Source organism: Citrobacter sp. Cpo148 (assembly GCF_030332375.1).
Classification (GTDB): domain Bacteria; phylum Pseudomonadota; class Gammaproteobacteria; order Enterobacterales; family Enterobacteriaceae; genus Citrobacter; species Citrobacter portucalensis.
Genome location: NZ_JAOWHY010000043.1, coordinates 25,155 through 45,608, shown reverse-complemented (window position 1 = coordinate 45,608; position 20,454 = coordinate 25,155). Strand labels below are relative to the sequence as shown.

Below are 20,454 nucleotides of genomic sequence, written 5' to 3'. Positions count from 1 at the left end.
ACCTAAGAGAGTAGCGCTCGCGTGCAGATCTGATCAAGCAGCGCCTGCTGATGACTGATAATGAGCATACCCAATGGTCGACGCTGAGATTCTTCAAGCAGCAGCGCCCAGATATCCCGTTGAATAGAAGGATCAAGCTGGGCTGTAATTTCATCGGCAATAAGAAAACGTGTCCGCGGGTCCAGCGCGCGAAGTAAAGCAATTCGCGCCAGTTCACCACCAGAAAGTTGTCCGGGACGGCGGGTTAACCACTCTGGATTGATGTGAAGACGGGTAAGCATTGCAGCATCCGGTCGCCATGCATCATGCACCGCATCACCGGTGCTGCGTCGGGGGTTAAAAGTTAATTCTGGATGCTGTGGCACCAGTTGCACCGGACAATACTGGTGCATCGGCAACGGTTGGTCATCAATCAGAATGTCACCGGAAGTTGGTTTCTGCCAGCCCGCCAGCACGCGTCCCAGCGTCGTTTTACCAGTTCCACTGGGCGCACAAATCCCAATACGTTCTCCAGGGCGTAGAGAAAAGGTCAGATTTTGCCACAGAACCTTTTCCCCCTGACGGATTGTTACATCACGACAGCACAGCATCGCGCTCTCCAAAAAGTTGATTTCTTTCAGGCAGCGCCCGCCATTGTCGTTGTAGGTGTTCGCTAATCTCTCCGCGTAACAGCTGTTCCCGGCTGACGTTATCCGACACCCTTCCCTGATGCAGTGCGACAATACGATCCGCATGGCGGGCCGCCAGCGTGAGGTCATGTGTTACCCATAAAACGCCAGCCCCTTGCTCACATTGCTCACGCAACTGTTCAAGCAGTTGATTAGCGAGAGGTGCATCAAGCCAGGCGGTAATTTCATCCGCCAGAATATAGCGAGCCTGACTCAGAGACGCATGACAAGCCAGAACACGTTTTGCCATACCGCCTGAAAGCTGACGCGGAAAAGCATCTAATACGCGACTTTCCAGTCGGCTACGCTGGAGCAATCGTTCAATTTTTCCGGCATTCCATTGCTGGTCAGAAAGCTGGCATGCCCTGCGCAGATGCTTTTCAATCGAGAGCAGCGGGTTAAGTGCCTGAATACCTTGCGGGACGTAGCTGAAGGTATTGCCACGACATTTGCGAATATCATCACTGCCCAGCGTTTTACCTTCCAGGGTAATAACGCCGTTGAAACGCAAATTGTCTGGTAAGAGATCGAGTAGGCATTGCAGCAACAGGCTTTTACCTTCTCCACTTCCTCCAACTAGCGCCACCATCTGACCAGGCGCTACGTCGAAAGAGATATCCTGCAACAGCGAAGACCAGTTTTTCGCGCCGTACCAGCGATAACGCGCCACGTCCAGCGAGACCTGCCTTAAACTCAACATGCGTCACCTCGTAACCACAAACGATGCACCGCCCTTGCGAGCTGATCGAATAACATCACCAGACTGAACAGCATCAGTCCTGGAAACAGCACTAACCACCAGTCACCATGACTGATAAACCGCAGCGCATCCGCCAGCAGCAGGCCCAGTGACGGTTCATGCGGCGCCAGTCCAAAACCGAGGAAGCTTAACGCCGCGCTGTGCAACACCGCGTGGGGAAACATCAGCAATGTTCCCGTTAGCCACTGGGGTAATAACGCCGGTAGATAGTGATGCCGCCAGCAGTAAAAATGGCCGTGTCCCAGACGCCAGGTCAACGTCAGATAGTCACTGTGGGCCACGCGCTGCGCTTCAGCACGCAGGATCAGCGCCAGACGCGGCCAGTGCGTTAGTGCAACCGCCATGATTACCCCGTTTTTCCCACCACCCAGCGTAAAACAGATCAAAATAAGCAACAGCAGATGCGGCATCGATAGCATGGCATCAGTAATTAGACGCATAAGCACATCCAGACGCGGATGTATGCGCGAAACCGCCGCCATCATTAACGCAATGAAACCGCTGCACAACGCCGCACCAATACCAATTTGCAGACTGGTTAGTGCCCCCTGAAAACAACGGATCCACAGATCGCGACCGAGGTTATCGGTGCCAAACCAGTACATCGCATCAGGTGGAAGATGACGGGCAAGCAGATTAACGCTCAACGGGTTATCCAGCATTGCGGCACCATACACTGCAATGAATAACAGGCAGCTAAAAGAGAACAAAAGACGAATTAGCGTCGGCGTCGGGTTATAGAGCATCAGGTCGCTCCAGAGCACGGTTCAACATTCGGACAAGCCAGGTAGACAGCGAGTTGCCAATGAACACCAGTACGGTACTGAACAACACAATCCCCATCAGTAACGGCAGATCGCCGCGTAACCCGGCATCAATGGTGGCCTGCCCCAGTCCTGGATAAGCAAAGACTTTTTCGGCCAATAGTGCACCTCCCAACAGTTCTCCCAGTGAGGCAAACTGCAAACACAGCGCAGGCGTAATTGCATGACGCAGAACCTGATGGCGTAACAGTGACCAGCCTTTATCTCCCTGGGAACGCGCAAAACGGACAAATTCGCTTTTCATTACGCTGGCGATGCTTTCCCGCGTGTGAAGCGTAATTTGCCCCAGTCCCAACAAACTGAGCGCGCAAACGGGAAGCACCAGATGACGCAGACGCTCGGTCAGCGTCACCATATCGCCGCTGTTGCCCGGCTCCCACGCGCAGCAGACCGGAAATACCGGCCAGCGCACGGCAAATAGCGCCAGCAGCAACATGCCAATCCAGAAGGTCGGCAGCGAAGAAAGCAGATAGCTGAGGCGACAGATTGCTTTGTCCGGCCAGCGATTCAGGTAGCGACCCGCGACAAACCCCATTGCCGTTCCCAATATGCCGGAGAGTAGCCACGCGCCGCCAAGCAGCGCAAACGAGGTGGAAAAGCGTTCCTTGATCACGCTGGCAACCGGCGCATTAAACAACATGGAATAGCCGAGATCGCCCTGCAATACACGAACAAACCAGTGACCAAAACGCTCCCATAGCGGCTGGTCCAATCCCCAGCGAGCAGCAATGCGTGCATATTGCTCCGGCGGCACATGCAGGAGATCGTTGCCGATATAAGCACGAATCGGATCGACCGGAGAAAAGCTGAGCAGCACAAAAGTGCCAGCCGCAACCAGCACTAATAACACTATCAGCCGTAGAAAATGGCCCACAACAGACTTCATCAACGGCAGGTCCAGGTCCATTCGTCCAGATTATTGAGCAGTGACCAGCTACCGTGAATCTCCGGTGCGCCTTTGCCTAAATCAATACACGGATTTGCCAGGTAGGTATGCTGAATATTCAGCAGCCATGCCCAGGCAGCATCGCCCTGCACGCCAGCCCCTTGCTTACCATCCCACTCCACCTGTTGCCAGAAAGGCAACGCCTTTTGCCAGTCTGGGGCGTCGATAGCCTGTTTAAGGTGCTGTTCAACAACAGGATTGCTGTAATAGCCTGGGTTGTAATATTCCACGCCCGCGGCCTGATTACTGTAATGATGGAAAAGCTCCATCGGATCCAAGCTTCCCCAACCAAATAACGTCGGGTTCGCATGCATGTGACGTTCAACGGTTTCCCAGCTTCCTGATTGCAGCGAGATCTGAATACCCACCGGCTCCAGCATTGCGCGAACAGCTTCGGCTAAATCCCGGCGCGTACTGTCACCGCTGGCGTACCATAAAGTCAGTCGAGCCTCTTTGCCGTCTTTCACTCGCACGCCATCTTTACCTACCTTCCAGCCGGCTTCTTCCAGAATCGTACGTGCTTTTTCGCTATCACCATCTTTGAACGCAACGGATTGCCCCTGCCATGGCAGCCCCTGCACTGCGCTATACGCAGGAATCGCATGACCCTCCATGACCTGATCGGCAAGCTGCTTACGGTCGATGGCATAGTTGATGGCGCGCCTGATGGCAACATCGGCAGTGATATCGTTCCCAATCGGATAGCCATTGGCATCTTTTTTACCTGCAGGAACCATCGGGAACACAATGCCCCGGTTTTCCACGCTATCGCGTACCCAAAGTTTCAAATTTGTCTGCTGAGGAGCGACCGCCATCGACGGCGCGATACGTACGAGTCCCAGTTGGCCACTGCGCGCTGCGGCATAAGCGTTATCTTCATCAAGGAAGACAAACACCAGCTTACTGAAATCATTTTTCTTACCGGCATACCAGGGATTAGCCTCCACGATCAACTGCTGTCCCGGCTGAAAACTCACCAGCCGATAAGGACCTGCGCCAATCGGATTTTTGGCAAATGTTTTTTCGTCATACCGTTTCGCCGGAACAATACCCAAAGAACCCAGCACATTCACAAAGGTGCTCTGTGGGCTATTCAGCGTAATTTCTACCGTACGGTTATCTTTCAGGCTGGCATGGGTGAAGTTTCCCATGTCGATTTTGCCGCCGCTTTTTGCTGCTTTGTTATAGGTGAACACCACATCTTCAGCGGTTAGCGGGGAACCATCAGAGAATTTAAGGTCAGGTTTTAACGTCAATATCCAGGTTTTGCCGTCTGCGCTGGTCTCTACTTTTTCCGTCAGCAGGTTTCCCCAGCTCATATCTGCATTTTGTTTTAATAATGGTGCATGCAAAAGCAAATAGCTGCCATGACTCCAGCCCAGCATCGGGTCAAACCCTTCCGTTGGTTCTGGGCCAATTGCCAGTTTTAACGTCTGCCCTTCGTTCGCATTTTGCGCGGCAAGAAGTGGTGAAGTTAATGCGAGAGTCAATGCGCACGTAAGCAGTGCCAGCTTGCCTTTGATCATTATGTTATCCAGATTTACGTTATTTTTATGCCGCATAACGATTTACCGTCGTTAAGCAGTCTCCTGGGGAAGGGATTATGGCGGACAGAAATGATGAAAAAAATGATGCGGCGCAGAAAAGTATGACGATTTTCTAAAATTATCATACTTTTTTCTGATACTCCGTTATGAGTACGATGTGAATCTCAGAAAATAGATTAATCCCTCGCCATTTATTCACAGGAATATTAATCCCGAACTAATAATTGCCTGTGCGGACTATTGGCCCTTCCTGCTAATTCCTTATCTAAAACTCATGACAATTTATGTATATTTATTCAAGAAAAACAACAGAAGTGACAAGTTATGCAAATTTGTAATGATAATTATTTGTATTATCATTTCCATCAATTATCTTACTGCCTTTGAATTTTTAACAAAGGAAGTTTGACTATGCGTTTAAAACCTGTTGCCTCTGTCGTTCTGTCCTGTTTAGGATTTTCCAGCCCGCTGGTATTTGCTGAAGATGTCATGGTGGTAACCGCTTCCGGTTATGAAAAGAAAATCACCAATGCCGCCGCCAGCGTCTCTGTTATTTCTCAGCAAGAGTTACAAACCAATAAATATAATGACTTAGGTGAAGCCCTGCGTTCTGTTGAAGGGGTAGATGTTGAAAGCAGCACCGGTAAAACCGGCGGTCTGGAGATCAGCATCCGTGGCATGCCTGCCAGCTATACCTTGATCCTGATTGACGGTATTCGTCAAAACGGCAGCAGCGACGTAACGCCAAACGGTTTCTCTGCCATGAATACCAGCTTTATGCCCCCGCTGGCGGCGATCGATCATATTGAGGTGATCCGCGGCCCGATGTCGACGCTTTATGGGTCCGACGCAATCGGTGGCGTGGTGAATATCATCACCAAAAAAAGCACCGATAAATGGAGCACTTCCATCAATACCGGCGTTAACCTGCAAGAGAGTAATAAATGGGGTAACAGTACGGTCGCCAACTTCTGGTCAAGCGGCCCGTTGATTGCGGGCGTATTGGATATGCAGGTTCGGGGGAGCACAACCCAGCGTCAGGGTTCCAGCGTCACCTCCCTCAGCGATACCTCCTCCACCCGCGTACCTTATCCTACCGAATCGGAAAACTATAATATTGGCACGCGCCTCGACTGGAAAACCAATGAGAACAATACACTGTGGTTAGATCTCGACTCCGCGAGACAGCGCTATGACAACGATGACGGGCAGTTGGGTAACCTGACAGGGGGGTATGATAAAACGCTACGCTATGAGCGTAACAAAGTGACCCTCGGCCACGATACAGCCTTAACGTTCGGCACCTGGAAATCCTCCCTCGGCTGGAATGAAACCGAAAACAAAGGCCGGCAATTGGTATCTTCCGCACTCACACCAGAGAACGCAGGCCGGGCCGGTGACGCGCGTGAACTGAAGAACACCAACGTCATTCTTGACTCAGTGCTGCTGACGCCATTAGGTGATTCACACCTCTTAACCCTTGGCGGAGAATACTGGGATGCACGGATGAAAGATGGTGTGGTACTGGCCAATACCGGCGAGACGTTCCATCAAAAAACGTGGGCAGCTTATGCGGAAGATGAATGGCATATTCTCGACTCGCTGGCCTTAACCGCAGGAACACGCTATGAGCATAACGATGTCTTTGGCGGTCATCTCAGCCCGCGTGCCTATATGGTCTGGGACGTTTCCGACGCCTGGACGCTCAAAGGCGGCGTAACGACAGGTTATAAAGCACCATCACTAAGCCAGTTGCATAACGGGATCAGCGGTGTAACCGCACAGGGAACGGTGAATACGGTCGGTAACCCGGACCTCAAACCTGAGGAAAGTATCAGCTACGAAACCGGGCTGTATTACGAGAACGACGCCGGGCTTAACGCCAACATTACCGGCTTCTATACCGAATACAAAAATAAAATTGTCTCATATTCTATCGATGATAATACCAACAGCTATACCAACAGCGGCAAGGCGAGGACCGATGGCGTTGAATTTGCCAGCACCTTCCCTCTATGGTCGGATGTGCTGACCCTATCTCTCAACTACACCTACACTCAGAGCAAGCAAAAAGATGGTGACAATAAAGGCGCGCCATTAAGTTACACCCCAAAACATATGGCTAACGCCCGTCTGAACTGGCAGGCAACGGAAGATATGAACGCCTGGCTCAGCGCACGTTATCGCGGCAAAGCCCCACGCTTTACCGAAAATTACGACAACCTTAGCGCGGTACAAAAGGCCGTCTATGACGATAAAGGCGCTGATTTAAAAGCCTGGACCGTTGTCGATATGGGGATGTCTTATAAGCTGACTAAAGATCTGACCCTTAATACGGCGGTTAATAACGTGCTGGATAAAGACTTTAGTGAGGTCAAATTGTACCAGGTGGGGCGTAATAGTACCTACGCAGGTGATTATTATCAGACTGCACAATCCACTACCGGATACGTAAACCCTGGTCGTAACTACTGGGTGTCTTTAAATTATCAGTTCTAATTTTATAAGATCCTGTTGGTCGGGGCACACTAATACCCCGACCAGCAGAATATTATTGAGAGAAGACACAAGATATAATCATCATCTTATTTTAACATATAAGAATATTTAAACAATTAATACAGAAATACCCCTTCCTGCACCATTAGATATAATGCCAAAACAATAATCCCGACGATACCGCCTAAAAACAGGACTGCGGCAATCGCAAGCTGATTGCGATTTGTGTTCTTCGCTTTGCTTCGCACATCCAACTTATTTTTCGCCGCTTTGTGATTTGAATCACGCTCCATCGCGAATGTTATATCTGCCATACCATTATCCAGTTGCTGTATATGAAAACACAAATAACCACCACATCGATAAGGGTATAGATTTTAAATAACAGAATCCGAGATTTGCCTCACGATAAAGATAATCGTCGGATTTTTGCTACCGAAGCAGATTTCATGCTCACTTTTCATCAATTAGGTTATCTTGTATTTATTCGACAAAAACCTTCACTTTAGGCTTTGACAGCAGAATCATGACGAACTCAGTGAAGGTTACTGGTTTATAGAAATAGTACCCTTGCAGGAAAACAATGTTGTTTTTGTTGAGATAATCAAGCTGAGCCTTCGTTTCAACCCCTTCAGCAACGATGCTTAAAGACAGCTTGCGCGCCAAATCGAGAACACAATCCAAAATTCGGGTTGAATCGGGAAGCTCATTTACCCTTCCCACAAAGCTCTGATCGATTTTAATGTAATCAATGTGCAGGTCATGCAAATAAGAAAGCCCAGAATAGCCCGTACCAAAATCATCCAGCGCAATCACAAAGCCATTCTCATGCAGGATATTGAGCCTCTGCACAAGATCTTCATCCACATCTAACGGCTCGCGCTCAGTAACTTCGATTACCAGATTGAGGTCATCGCGGTTAAAGCTATCCCTGTAATGCAGGCACTCCTGCACGAATGTAGGGGATGTGATATGGGATGCGCTGAAGTTAATGCCGACATGGAAGCCGGATGGCAGTTTGCTGGCAATGGCGTTCATATTCGCAGCGACCTGCCTCATCAGACTTTGAGTTAGTGGCACTATCAGGCCTGATTTTTCCGCTACAGGTATAAAGGATGCAGGAGAAATATACCCGGCTTTTGGATGTTTCCATCGGGCCAGCACTTCAACACCGCGTAACGTCCCCTCGCGAGCATTTACGATAGGTTGATAAAAAGGCACGATCTCTCCTTTTACTATCGCCCTGCGCAACGTTTCTTCAGGGGTATCGTTCTTGTTCAGATACTTATCAATGGCATAAGCGGCTGCAAAAGACATTAACAGGATAAAAACCAGAATCCCTGAACCCTGTGTAACCAGTCTTTTTGCACTAAACAGTGGCGGTTTATTATAAATAATACTGAACGGATACTTTGCGGAATTAACTTGACCAGACGCACGTGCGCTTGTTGTAACGGTTTTTACATCGCCCAATAAACCGAGTGCTGCGTCACCCACAAGCAACGAGTACGTTACTCCCGCTAACGGGACATTCATTGCCCCTCGGATATGCACGCCACTTATGGTGACGATGATACGGCCTATGTGAAAACGTGTTTGATACAGCAGAACAGGTATTTCATTCTCGGTATTGCTTGCGGGAGTCAGTTGTAAAATAGTATCAGCTATAACGGGAATATGCTTAAGTAATATCCGATTACCCGGCAAAGATGTACACCAAACCTTCCCCTGTCGAATAATGATCAGCGTTCGCAAATGGGGTCGGAGCGCAGCTTCGGTTCCAAGTTGGTATTGCCCCTCCAAATCGCATTTTTTTTCAGCGATGTTCATAGCGGTACGGGTTGCCTGGAAAGCTTCATCAAGTATGTTATCCATATTTTTCGCGGCATATCTGGCCCCCCCGAGGTTTTCCATCGAAGATGAATACCAAAGCTGCATGTTAAGAATAAAAACACCGATTAAAAAAAGACACACCGCAGCAGTTACCGGTAAAAGTGCTTTGCGCATTCTCATATCCTGTGGTGAAAGCCGATCGGTCGTTGCGATGAGCATTGACGTGTTCTAATTTATATCTACAGAGCATGGTAGACAGAAACAAAAGCCGCCATGCGCCCAGTCACATTTCCTCAATAACAACGTAACTTACTAATTTATTGATAAAATCATTACTGAAATTTGCAGTACAAAACCGGCGTTGCACCTCATCCAATTTTGCTATCATAGGAATGCACTAATAAGAGGTAATCAAATGAAAATCTTTATCACTGACAATGACGGGCACCTGATTCCTGTTGACGGAAAAAGCGTTGTCATCGAATTGAATAGTGGCGGAACCATCGAGATCGCCGAGGAGTACAGCCGGGACGATGTTCCTGAAGGCATTAATCTGTGGGGCGGACGAGAACCCTCCCCTTCACTCTCTTTCGAGGAAATCAAAGCCAGAACAGAAGGCCTGGGCGTTTATCCCATCGCAGCCAACGCTCTGCATGTATTTCCGTACAAACTTTCATCAAAAGAATGATCGCACACAGCAGACGAAGCGTTTTTCTCAAACCAAAGTAAGGCCATGGTTATCAAAAAAAACTCTGGCTTTGGGGGAAGTCAGTTCGCCGATATCTGCTACTTTCTAATTGCAGCCCATGCCGGCGCTGCATTATTTCATCACTATATACAGAAGGATAATACGCTTTTGAGAGTGATGCCTGAGCATAACCATTTGAATAATTAATAGATGATTAAAATATCAAGAACATAAGCACTCAAGACCGTATGTGCATGTTCTTAAATATTAATCGTCATCATAATGCTTATGTTTCTTGTGATCACTCATAGCCTCTTTGAAAGCATCCGCTTGTGTATTAGCCGCCTGCAGTCGACTCATATTAGCACTGTAATTATTCCAATATTCTTTTTCTTCGTGATAACAAACATCACGGCTAATTCCCTTCGCTTCGCACTTTGCTAAGCGTTGTTCTTCTGATACACAACCAGACATCAAGGAAACAGCAGAAAACGCAACCAATATTATCATTAATTTATTCATATAAATAACCTTAGAATGTCCAGCCGGCGCCGACTACAATACTATTAGCTTGTGCGCCAAAGACCTTAGAACCTTCATAGCCTGCATCAACAGTGAAACCTGCAATGGGGGTAAACTGAATACCAGCGCCATAGGCAAAACCTGTAGAAGTGTCAGTTTCACCATTAGCTTTGATCGCACCTCTCCCAATACCCGCCATTACATAAGGTTTTACCACATCATTTACTTTATAACTTGCGCCGACTAATGCAGAACCATAACCACGATCTATATCATTATCGTCATTTGCTGAAATGGTTAAGGATGTCATAACACCAAAATCACTCTCATCTGGGGTATAACCATATTTAGCGTTAAAACCATTAAGGTTCTGTCCATCTGTCCGGGTATGTACATAACCGCCGGTGACTACGCTTTCTCCTGCATAAACTGTCATAGCAAAACATAATGTAACAGCCACTAAACCTGTTTTTAAACTTAGCATTTTAATAACCATTTTCATCATCAACTAATAGTAAGTAACACACATAATAAGGAATCATGCTTTGAGTTTTATTTCTCAAGCATGTTGCCAACAGAAAAACAGAAAGGTAAAAAAACATCAATCGGAGAAAATGTTCTTTTTTGGACATTACTAATATTCAGAATAATCAACTATCATAACACACTGATAAAAATGGATTTAAAATTAGAGTAAAAAATCTTAAAACGCTTCTTCCTTTTACATATTTCCGATATTTTCCTTATTGTTAAAATGATTATTTCCCATCTGATAATCAATAAGATACAAACACCACTCAATTATAGTTAGTTCTCATACCCGAATAGAGTTAAATAAAGAAATATTGACAGCCATGGATATTTTTTATCAAAAAATAAAATTGTAATGGCAAAGATAAAAATTTGATCTTCAGTGTTATTTAAATGAGTTTAATAGTATGAGCGCCAGGAAAGCATTTTGCAGGTAAAAAAAACGGGAACCTCTCGGCTCCCGTTCTCATACAACCCAAGGTCTGGATTACATGTTTTCGATGATCGCGTCACCAAACTCTGAACATTTCAGTAGCTTAGCGCCGTCCATCAGACGTTCGAAGTCATAGGTTACGGTCTTGGCGTTAATCGCGCCTTCCATACCTTTAACAATCAGGTCAGCCGCTTCGACCCAACCCATGTGGCGTAACATCATTTCAGCAGACAGAATGATGGAACCTGGGTTCACTTTATCCTGACCTGCATACTTCGGTGCAGTACCGTGGGTTGCTTCGAACAGAGCGCATTCGTCACCAATGTTTGCACCCGGCGCGATACCAATACCACCCACCTGTGCGGCCAGCGCATCGGAGATGTAGTCACCGTTCAGGTTCATACAGGCAATCACGTCATACTCAGCCGGGCGCAGCAGGATCTGTTGCAGGAACGCATCGGCGATAACGTCCTTAACCACGATCTCTTTACCGGTTTTCGGGTTCTTGATTTTCACCCATGGACCGCCGTCGATCAGTTCACCACCGAATTCTTCACGCGCTAACTGGTAACCCCAGTCTTTGAACGCGCCTTCGGTGAACTTCATGATGTTGCCTTTGTGTACCAGGGTAACTGAATCACGATCGTTGGCGATGGCGTATTCAATCGCTGCACGCACCAGACGTTTAGTCCCTTCTTCAGAACACGGTTTGATACCAATGCCGCAATGTTCCGGGAAGCGGATTTTCTTCACGCCCATCTCTTCGCGCAGGAATTTAATCACTTTCTCAGCATCGGCAGAGTCAGCTTTCCACTCAATACCCGCGTAGATGTCTTCGGAGTTTTCGCGGAAGATGACCATGTCGGTCAGTTCAGGGTGTTTAACCGGGCTTGGTGTGCCCTGATAATAACGCACCGGACGCAGGCAGACATACAGGTCAAGTTCCTGACGCAGAGCTACGTTCAGAGAGCGAATACCGCCGCCAACAGGGGTGGTCAGAGGGCCTTTAATGGCAACACGATATTCACGAATCAGATCTAAGGTTTCAGCAGGCAGCCAGACGTCCTGGCCATAAACCTGAGTGGATTTCTCGCCGGTGTAGATTTCCATCCAGGAGATTTTACGCTCGCCTTTATAGGCTTTCTCGACAGCAGCATCGACAACTTTGATCATCGGTGGGGTTACATCAACGCCGATACCGTCGCCTTCAATGAACGGGATAATCGGATTTTCAGGAACGTTGAGTTTGCCGTTTTGCAGGGTGATCTTCTTACCTTCCGCCGGAACAACTACTTTGCTTTCCATTCACCTCTCCTTCGAGCGCTTCTGGTTCTGCTCGTCTGTCATCACGCTGCATGTGCGTTTGCGTCCTGCTACACGGATGCGTTAGAGCAACTTTTTGTTAATGATTTGTAATGAGCGTGTCAATACTACCCTATTGTTCGCCGCCATGAAAGACACTCGTTCTTAGGCTATAATGCGGCAATTGATATAATCTGAAAATACCATGCAAAAAACTTCTTTTAGAAATCACCGGGTTGAGCGATTCAGCTCACGACAAGTCACTAAGCAGCGTAAAGAAAACCAGCCAAAACGCGTGGTTTTGTTCAATAAACCCTACGATGTTTTGCCACAATTTACTGACGAGGCTGGCAGAAGCACGTTAAAAGATTTTATTCCCGTGCCGGGAATTTATGCGGCGGGCCGACTCGACCGGGACAGCGAAGGGCTTTTGGTGCTGACCAATGACGGCGCTCTGCAGGCACGGTTAACGCAACCCGGTAAGCGTACCGGGAAAATTTATTACGTCCAGGTTGAAGGTGAGCCGACAGCAGAAGCGCTGGACGACCTGCGTAACGGAGTAACGCTCAATGATGGCCCCACTCTACCCGCAGGCATTGAAGTAGTAGAGGAACCCGTATGGCTGTGGCCGAGAAATCCGCCGATTCGGGAACGGAAAAACATTCCCACCAGTTGGTTGAAAGTTACCTTATATGAAGGTCGCAACCGTCAGGTACGTCGTATGACAGCGCATGTTGGATTTCCTACGCTGCGCCTCATCCGCTATGCCATGGGGGATTACACGCTGGAAAATCTTGCTAACGGCGAGTGGCAGGAACTGAAATCGTAACCGTATGGTTTAACGTGAGTGTTAACAGGGAAGAATGAAAAAAAATGGATAAGCAGCTTTTTGCAGCATTCATCCTGCTCGGCGTGTCACCGTTTTGTTCAGCAAAACTGGACTGTGAGACAATTGCCGGAACAGCAGCAGGAGAGGCAAACTACCTTTATGAGTCTGCCAAAGTAAAAACCGACTCACGCCTGCATTTCTATTCTGCACCAGCAACAGAGTGTCAACTCCCCGCGTTCATAGTCAATGGCGACACCGTCGAGGTACTCAGGAGTTCACAGCGCTACAAAAGCACGGGCATGCTTTCCAAAGATGAGCCTTATCGTTACGTACGTTATCGGGACGCTAAAGGAACCTTCGCCACCGGCTGGGTCTCAGTTAATGGATTAACGCCGTTATCCAGTCCGCTTGCAGTAAGCGCGTCTTGCCAGACATGGGCAAATAAAGCGATGTCGCAGCGCGGGTTCTTACCCTCCTCCTCCACAAACCACTATCAGGTAACAGGAGACACCCGCGCATGGTTCTATGCGATGCCAACCGAACAGTGTCGCAGCCCGTCCGTATTTTTAGTGCCCGGCGACCTCGTCTCTGTACAAGAACAATCCAACGATGATTTTATGGAAGCGGTCTATTACACCACCGATCGCCAAATTATACGCAGTTGGTTAAAAAAGTCGCAGTTACAGGCTATAAACAGCGGTGACCACTATCGCGACGACATCAACCCGCTGTCGACAGAAAAAGCAACGAGAGTCGCCACCCTTGGGCTACGTCACGACCACCAATGTATCTTTTATGAAAGCTGGAATGCTAAAAAGGCCATTGAGATTATCGTGCGCGAGGATCATCAAACCGCATTGTGCCGTGGAGGGGCCGACCCACAAACGTCACCTCCCGTGGCTTATATCAGTATCGACAAGGCCAGCGGCGAAATTAGCTGGCCAGATGTTACCGAAGGATTTGCTGAGGAATAAGGGGAAAACATGTTCAAACCGCACGTCACGGTCGCCTGCATTGTGCATGCAGAAGATAAATTCTTAGTCGTTGAAGAAACGATCAATGGCAAAGCCTTGTGGAATCAACCAGCAGGACACCTGGAAGCCGATGAAACGCTGGTGCAAGCCGCAGCACGCGAACTGTGGGAAGAAACGGGCATTAAAGCGCAGCCGCAGCATTTCATTCGTATGCATCAATGGATTGCGCCGGACAGAACGCCCTTTTTGCGTTTTCTTTTCTCTATCGAGCTTGCCAATATGTGCGCTACAGAACCCCATGACAGCGATATAGATTGCTGTCGTTGGGTCAGCGCAGAAGAGATTTTCTCTGCGCCAAACCTGCGTTCGCCGTTGGTTGCAGAGAGTATTCGCTGTTATCAGAGCGGACAGCGCTACCCACTGGCCATGATCGGCGAATTTAACTGGCCGTTTACAGAGGGTGTCAAGTAAAGGGCTGCGTGCTAGAATATGCCGCCTTGAAGTTCAATGTCGTGAGTATTCCTATGTCTGAAAGCCCAAAAAAAGTGATCGTCGGCATGTCCGGCGGTGTCGATTCCTCCGTTTCTGCCTGGCTGTTACAACAACAGGGCTATCAGGTAGAAGGCCTGTTCATGAAGAACTGGGAAGAGGACGATGGCGAGGAATACTGCACAGCGGCCGCCGACCTTGCGGATGCGCAGGCTGTCTGTGACAAACTCGGCATTGAACTGCATACCGTCAACTTTGCCGCAGAATACTGGGACAACGTCTTTGAACTTTTCCTTGAAGAGTACAAAGCGGGCCGTACGCCAAACCCGGATATTCTGTGCAATAAAGAAATTAAGTTTAAAGCCTTCCTTGAGTTTGCCGCCGAAGATTTAGGTGCCGATTACATCGCCACCGGTCACTACGTGCGTCGCGCGGATGTCGACGGCAAAAGCCGCCTGCTGCGTGGGCTCGATAGCAATAAAGACCAGAGTTATTTCCTCTATACGCTCGGCCATGAGCAAATCGCACAAAGCCTGTTCCCGGTCGGCGAACTGGAAAAACCGCAGGTGCGTAAAATTGCCGAAGATCTTGGTCTGATTACGGCCAAGAAAAAAGACTCCACCGGCATCTGCTTCATCGGCGAACGTAAGTTCCGTGAATTTCTTGGTCGCTACCTGCCGGCTCAGCCAGGCAAAATCATCACCGTTGACGGCGAAGAGATTGGCCAGCACCAGGGACTGATGTACCACACTTTGGGCCAACGTAAAGGTCTGGGCATTGGGGGTACGAAAGAAGGGACGGAAGATCCATGGTATGTGGTGGATAAAGACGTTGAGAACAACATTCTGGTTGTCGCTCAGGGCCATGAACATCCACGTCTGATGTCCGTTGGCCTGGTGGCGCAACAGCTGCATTGGGTCGATCGCGAACCGTTCACCGGCACCATGCGCTGTACGGTGAAAACCCGCTATCGTCAGACCGACATTCCGTGCACCGTTAAGGCACTGGATGCTGAGCGTATTGAAGTCATTTTCGACGAGCCAGTCGCGGCGGTCACGCCGGGCCAGTCGGCTGTTTTTTACAATGGCGAAGTGTGCCTCGGCGGCGGCATTATCGAACAACGATTGCCTCTGCCGGTATAATTACTTACACATTTGATACAAGGAAGCAGTGAACGTGGCAAAGAATTATTATGACATCACCCTCGCCCTGGCAGGCATTTGTCAGTCGGCACGCCTGGTGCAGGAACTGGCGCACCAGGGGCATTGTGATGCCGATGCATTACACGTTTCACTGAACAGTGTCATCGACATGAATCCCAGCTCTACGCTGGGCGTGTTTGGCGGCAGCGAAGCCAACCTGCGTCTTGGCCTAGAAACGCTGCTTGGCGTGCTGAACGCCAGTAGTCGTCAGGGACTGAACGCGGAACTCACCCGCTATACGCTAAGCCTGATGGTGCTGGAGCGTAAGCTGTCAGCGGCCAAGGGCGCTATGGACACGCTGGGAGACCGTATTAGCGGCTTGCAGCGCCAGCTGGACCATTTTGATTTGCAGTCAGAAACGTTGATGAGTGCGATGGCTGGCATTTATGTTGACGTCATCAGCCCACTCGGCCCGCGTATTCAGGTCACGGGTTCCCCGGCCATCCTTCAGAGCCCACAAGTACAGGCTAAAGTACGCGCTTCGCTGCTGGCTGGCATCCGTGCTGCCGTGCTCTGGCATCAGGTTGGTGGAGGCCGTCTGCAACTCATGTTTTCTCGTAATCGCCTGACGACTCAGGCAAAACAAATTCTTGCTCATTTAACCCCGGAGTTGTGATCTATGGAATTATCCTCACTGACCGCCGTTTCCCCTGTCGATGGACGCTACGGCGATAAAGTCAGCGCGCTGCGCGGGATTTTCAGCGAATACGGTTTGCTGAAATTCCGTGTACAGGTTGAAGTACGCTGGCTGCAAAAACTGGCCGCGCACGCAGCGATCAAGGAAGTTCCTGCTTTTGCTGCCGACGCAATCGGTTTCCTTGATGCGATCGTCGCTAACTTCAATGAAGAAGATGCTGCGCGCATCAAAACCATTGAGCGTACGACCAACCATGATGTGAAGGCAGTTGAGTATTTCCTGAAAGAGAAAGTGGCGGATATCCCGGAACTGCATGCTGTTTCCGAATTTATCCACTTTGCGTGTACCTCAGAAGACATCAACAACCTGTCTCACGCGCTGATGCTGAAAACCGCACGCGACGAAGTGGTTCTGCCGTACTGGCGTAAGCTTATCGACGCGGTGAAAGATCTGTCTGTACAGTATCGCGATATTCCTCTGCTCTCCCGTACCCACGGTCAGCCAGCCACCCCGTCTACGCTAGGCAAAGAAATGGCTAACGTGGCTTACCGTATGGAGCGTCAGTATCGTCAGCTCAACCAGGTTGAAATTCTTGGTAAGATCAATGGTGCAGTCGGTAACTATAATGCCCACATCGCTGCTTACCCGGAAGTTGACTGGCATCAGTTCAGCGAAGAGTTTGTCACCTCGCTGGGCATCCAGTGGAATCCGTACACCACGCAGATTGAGCCGCACGACTACATTGCCGAGCTGTTTGACTGCATCGCCCGTTTCAACACCATCCTGATTGACTTTGACCGCGATGTCTGGGGTTACGTGGCGCTGAACCATTTTAAACAGAAAACCATCGCGGGTGAAATCGGCTCTTCCACCATGCCGCACAAAGTTAACCCCATTGATTTCGAAAATTCCGAGGGTAACCTGGGTCTGTCTAACGCGGTACTGCAGCATCTGGCAAGCAAACTGCCGGTCTCCCGCTGGCAGCGTGACCTGACTGACTCTACCGTTCTGCGTAACCTGGGCGTAGGTATTGGCTATGCGCTGATCGCGTATCAGTCCACGCTGAAGGGCGTGAGCAAACTGGAAGTGAACCGCGATCATCTGCTGGATGAACTGGATCATAACTGGGAAGTTCTGGCAGAGCCGATTCAGACCGTGATGCGTCGCTACGGTATTGAGAAGCCGTACGAGAAGCTGAAAGAACTGACCCGCGGTAAGCGCGTTGACGCCGAAGGTATGAAGCAGTTTATCGACAGTCTGGCGCTGCCGGAAGAAGAGAAAACTCGCCTGAAAGCAATGACGCCTGCCAATTATATTGGTCGCGCCATCACCATGGTTGATGAACTGAAGTAATCTGTTTGATGCCGGAGCGCGCTTGCACCTGTTCCGGTATTTCGTTCATATCGTAGTAAGCCGGAATGCATCAGCGTTTCCGGCTTTTTTATTGCCTGCGAGATTATCCCTTCCCCCCGGTTTATTAAATGTTTATCCCCACAGCCACATAATCAGCGTTAGACTATAAAATTGATTTTGTATATTCAGCAAATACAGTTAATTATCATAAAATCAATCAGTTAATAAAAAATCGCCTTGGACAATTACGGGCAATATAAGCCATTTCATCGCCCCAAATCATGCCCCAAACTGATTTTTGCCCCCAAATTTGCCCCCAAAAAAGTAAAAATGGGTAGGGGTCTATCGGCCATTTAGCAACCTCGGGAAGCTAAAACCCATAATGGAATATTGGTGGTGTGGAGCTTCAAATCCTATCGTTCTACTCAATATCCTATACTTTCAGTCTGACAGTTGGCTGGAGGTTTCTATGTGTGGACGCTTTTCACAGTCAATGACACGCGAGGACTATCTCGCCCTGCTCGCTGAAGAAGCTGAACGTGATATCCCATATGACCCGGAACCGATCGGACGATTCAACGTGGCGCCAGGCACCAAAGTTCTGCTGCTGAGCGAACGTGACGAGAAACTTCATCTTGATCCAGTTATCTGGGGATACGCCCCCGGGTGGTGGGATAAATCACCGCTAATTAATGCACGCTCTGAAACTGCGGCTACCAGCAGAATGTTTAAACCACTCTGGCAACATGGTCGCGCAATTTGCTTTGCTGATGGCTGGTACGAATGGAAAAAGGAAGGTGACAAAAAGCAGCCCTACTTCATTCATCGAGCCGATGGCCAGCCGATATTCATGGCGGCGATCGGCAGCACACCATTTGAACGTGGAAATGAAGCTGAAGGATTCCTGATAGTGACGACTGCTGCCGACAAAGGACTGGTAGATATTCACGACAGGCGGCCACTGGTACTGTCACCAGAAGCCGCTCGCAAATGGATGAGGCAGGAGATTGGAGGGAAAGAAGCTGCGGAAATTGCGACCGACGGTTCCATGCCGGCTGATAAATTTATATGGCACGCCGTGACACGTGCCGTTGGGAATGTGAAAAATCAGGGCTCACAGTTAATCCAGCCAATATGACGCAGCACTATATCGTCAAATCATAGCAACCCTTTGATATAATTAAAATTATCATGTTTTCTACTTTCAAAATATCTAGTAGCTATCTTTTACAACTCATTGATTATCTAAACTTTGATTTTAGTTTTGGGGAAGCGTTTTCGCCAAGAATCCAAGTTTTTCCGCCGGCACATTCAACACGCTACAACTACTGGCAAAACTCGATGATAAAGCTTTTACTGCCGCTGAGGTCCGCTATGAGCGAGGAGCTGAAGTTCACTTTAAGGGGAATCTAGTCCACACACATAGGAATTCTAAGAGGATTATGCGTTTTCGTATAGCCTGCATCAGCCCCATTATCTGCTTTAATACTTTTGATAGCCATCAAGTGGTAAGCCGTTATCTCCTGAAATTTTAAGAATATTGCAAACAATTTCAAAATATTGCGGTTGAATGCCTTTGATTTCTTTGAAATCACCATGATCGTTTAACGAACGAATAGTTTTGAAATTATCCCACAATTTATTTTGGGTTATAATTTCGTTAACTTCGTGGTGTTTCGTGCAACCATGCTCTCGATAAATTTTTATGTACTCGTTGATTTCCTTATTTTCATTCGAAGAAAAAGGTTTACCTCTAATAACTGACTCAGCAATCTGTTCCTGCATGGAATACTCTCGGTAGAGAAATACCATTTTACTAAACCTATCTGAACCACTGGATACTAGTAATTGCAAACTTTGCCACGGAAGTTGCGTTATATTTGTGATATGGATCGTGGTTTTCTTCCCTTTTCTATTAGACACTTGAACTACTTTATTTACACTAAAATTTGCAATTTCTTTGTAAAGATTAACGTCATAATCAATTTTCATAAAGGCCTCCAATTATACTCACCCTTGGAATTTAACACAAAGTTAAGGAGATTCGAAATTCTGTGTATGATTGCATCAATTAAGGTTGTCCCGAGAGCGTATTTAAATGTCCCAGAGGGAGTTATTCGAAATCATCATATCTGTCATCTGCGGGGCGATCGTGGTTTTCTCACCCCAAGAAGCCTGTCGGTACGTTGTTGAGTATAGGGCGCTGGAGGTTATCAAAGCACGTTAAGGGATTGAGCGTTGGCCCTCCTAGATGGAAAAAAGGCAGCGCTGAACCAACTTCCGCTCCTGGCACGAAGCGGACAAGTTATATGAGCTGAAGGTCCGCAGTGAGCAAGGAGCGGACATTGACTAACTGTAAATAGAAAATATTATGAACGATTAGTACTATATTTTCATATCATGTTCGTCAGTATCAG

General features: G+C 48.4%; 20 protein-coding genes and 1 pseudogene. 10 read left to right on the top strand and 11 right to left on the bottom strand.

Annotated elements, in window-relative coordinates:
• Nucleotides 1-2 precede the first annotated feature (2 nt).
• The 5 genes from OGY10_RS10105 to OGY10_RS10085 are packed head-to-tail and all read right to left on the bottom strand — an operon-like array spanning nt 3 to nt 4,760.
• Complete coding sequence (locus OGY10_RS10105) at nt 3-590, bottom strand: ATP-binding cassette domain-containing protein (protein ID WP_008784505.1); 588 nt, start codon at nt 588-590, stop codon at nt 3-5.
• Nucleotides 574-1,368 carry an ATP-binding cassette domain-containing protein gene (locus OGY10_RS10100; protein WP_100272597.1) on the bottom strand — a complete coding sequence of 265 codons (795 nt, stop codon included), beginning with the start codon at nt 1,366-1,368 and terminating at the stop codon, nt 574-576. The genes OGY10_RS10105 and OGY10_RS10100 overlap by 17 nt, the downstream gene beginning before the upstream one ends.
• The gene (locus OGY10_RS10095; RefSeq protein ID WP_008784503.1) at nt 1,362-2,174 is read right to left on the bottom strand and encodes an ABC transporter permease; all 813 of its coding nucleotides are present in this window, start codon (nt 2,172-2,174) and stop codon (nt 1,362-1,364) included. The genes OGY10_RS10100 and OGY10_RS10095 overlap by 7 nt, the downstream gene beginning before the upstream one ends.
• Nucleotides 2,164-3,138, bottom strand: coding sequence for an ABC transporter permease (locus OGY10_RS10090; RefSeq protein ID WP_071444754.1), 975 nt, complete (start codon nt 3,136-3,138; stop codon nt 2,164-2,166). The genes OGY10_RS10095 and OGY10_RS10090 overlap by 11 nt, the downstream gene beginning before the upstream one ends.
• Nucleotides 3,138-4,760 carry an ABC transporter substrate-binding protein gene (locus OGY10_RS10085; protein ID WP_191226116.1) on the bottom strand — a complete coding sequence of 541 codons (1,623 nt, stop codon included), beginning with the start codon at nt 4,758-4,760 and terminating at the stop codon, nt 3,138-3,140. The genes OGY10_RS10090 and OGY10_RS10085 overlap by 1 nt, the downstream gene beginning before the upstream one ends.
• 396 nt (nt 4,761-5,156) lie before the next feature.
• On the opposite strand from OGY10_RS10085, the gene OGY10_RS10080 reads away from it, so the two are divergent.
• The gene (locus OGY10_RS10080) at nt 5,157-7,244 is read left to right on the top strand and encodes a TonB-dependent receptor (RefSeq protein WP_003832414.1); all 2,088 of its coding nucleotides are present in this window, start codon (nt 5,157-5,159) and stop codon (nt 7,242-7,244) included.
• A gap of 116 nt (nt 7,245-7,360) precedes the next feature.
• On the opposite strand, the gene OGY10_RS10075 is transcribed toward OGY10_RS10080, so the two are convergent.
• Both OGY10_RS10075 and pdeG read right to left on the bottom strand, forming a co-directional pair.
• Complete coding sequence (locus OGY10_RS10075) at nt 7,361-7,558, bottom strand: hypothetical protein (protein WP_008784499.1); 198 nt, start codon at nt 7,556-7,558, stop codon at nt 7,361-7,363.
• Nucleotides 7,559-7,727: 169 nt separating this feature from the next.
• Nucleotides 7,728-9,251, bottom strand: a complete 1,524-nt coding sequence (pdeG, locus tag OGY10_RS10070) for a cyclic di-3',5'-guanosine monophosphate phosphodiesterase PdeG (protein ID WP_191226117.1) — start codon at nt 9,249-9,251, stop codon at nt 7,728-7,730.
• 241 nt (nt 9,252-9,492) lie between these two features.
• Between pdeG and OGY10_RS10065 the strand changes: the two genes are divergently transcribed.
• Nucleotides 9,493-9,765, top strand: a complete 273-nt coding sequence (locus tag OGY10_RS10065) for a hypothetical protein (protein WP_003832409.1) — start codon at nt 9,493-9,495, stop codon at nt 9,763-9,765.
• Nucleotides 9,766-9,849: 84 nt separating this feature from the next.
• Nucleotides 9,850-9,972, top strand: a pseudogene (locus OGY10_RS10060) (cytochrome b); the annotation flags it as partial.
• A gap of 60 nt (nt 9,973-10,032) precedes the next feature.
• On the opposite strand, the gene OGY10_RS10055 reads toward OGY10_RS10060, so the two are convergent.
• The 3 genes from OGY10_RS10055 to icd form a co-directional block, all read right to left on the bottom strand.
• On the bottom strand, nt 10,033-10,287 hold the full coding sequence (locus OGY10_RS10055) for a hypothetical protein (RefSeq protein ID WP_060682337.1): 255 nt from the start codon (nt 10,285-10,287) through the stop codon (nt 10,033-10,035).
• A gap of 10 nt (nt 10,288-10,297) precedes the next feature.
• Nucleotides 10,298-10,783, bottom strand: a complete 486-nt coding sequence (locus tag OGY10_RS10050) for an outer membrane beta-barrel protein (protein ID WP_060683735.1) — start codon at nt 10,781-10,783, stop codon at nt 10,298-10,300.
• Between the two features lie 522 nt (nt 10,784-11,305).
• Nucleotides 11,306-12,556 (bottom strand): NADP-dependent isocitrate dehydrogenase, encoded by a 1,251-nt coding sequence (gene icd, locus OGY10_RS10045; RefSeq protein ID WP_003030769.1) that lies wholly within the window; start codon nt 12,554-12,556, stop codon nt 11,306-11,308.
• Between the two features lie 202 nt (nt 12,557-12,758).
• On the opposite strand from icd, the gene rluE reads away from it, so the two are divergent.
• The 7 genes from rluE (at nt 12,759) to OGY10_RS10010 (ending at nt 19,175) form a co-directional block, all read left to right on the top strand.
• Entirely contained in the window at nt 12,759-13,382 is a 624-nt protein-coding gene (rluE, locus tag OGY10_RS10040) for a 23S rRNA pseudouridine(2457) synthase RluE (protein WP_191226118.1), read from the top strand.
• 44 nt (nt 13,383-13,426) lie between these two features.
• The gene (locus OGY10_RS10035) at nt 13,427-14,356 is read left to right on the top strand and encodes a hypothetical protein (protein WP_191226119.1); all 930 of its coding nucleotides are present in this window, start codon (nt 13,427-13,429) and stop codon (nt 14,354-14,356) included.
• Nucleotides 14,357-14,365: 9 nt separating this feature from the next.
• Entirely contained in the window at nt 14,366-14,827 is a 462-nt protein-coding gene (locus OGY10_RS10030) for an NUDIX hydrolase (protein WP_008784446.1), read from the top strand.
• 53 nt (nt 14,828-14,880) lie between these two features.
• Nucleotides 14,881-15,987: a tRNA 2-thiouridine(34) synthase MnmA gene (gene mnmA / locus OGY10_RS10025; protein WP_191226120.1), complete on the top strand. Its 1,107-nt coding sequence runs from the start codon at nt 14,881-14,883 to the stop codon at nt 15,985-15,987.
• 34 nt (nt 15,988-16,021) lie between these two features.
• Complete coding sequence (gene hflD, locus OGY10_RS10020) at nt 16,022-16,663, top strand: high frequency lysogenization protein HflD (RefSeq protein ID WP_003832401.1); 642 nt, start codon at nt 16,022-16,024, stop codon at nt 16,661-16,663.
• Nucleotides 16,664-16,666: 3 nt separating this feature from the next.
• Nucleotides 16,667-18,037 carry an adenylosuccinate lyase gene (purB, locus tag OGY10_RS10015; RefSeq protein ID WP_032943086.1) on the top strand — a complete coding sequence of 457 codons (1,371 nt, stop codon included), beginning with the start codon at nt 16,667-16,669 and terminating at the stop codon, nt 18,035-18,037.
• Nucleotides 18,038-18,506: 469 nt separating this feature from the next.
• Nucleotides 18,507-19,175, top strand: coding sequence for an SOS response-associated peptidase (locus OGY10_RS10010; RefSeq protein ID WP_286576711.1), 669 nt, complete (start codon nt 18,507-18,509; stop codon nt 19,173-19,175).
• 344 nt (nt 19,176-19,519) lie between these two features.
• On the opposite strand, the gene OGY10_RS10005 is transcribed toward OGY10_RS10010, so the two are convergent.
• Entirely contained in the window at nt 19,520-20,029 is a 510-nt protein-coding gene (locus tag OGY10_RS10005; protein WP_286576709.1) for a hypothetical protein, read from the bottom strand.
• Nucleotides 20,030-20,454 lie beyond the last annotated feature (425 nt).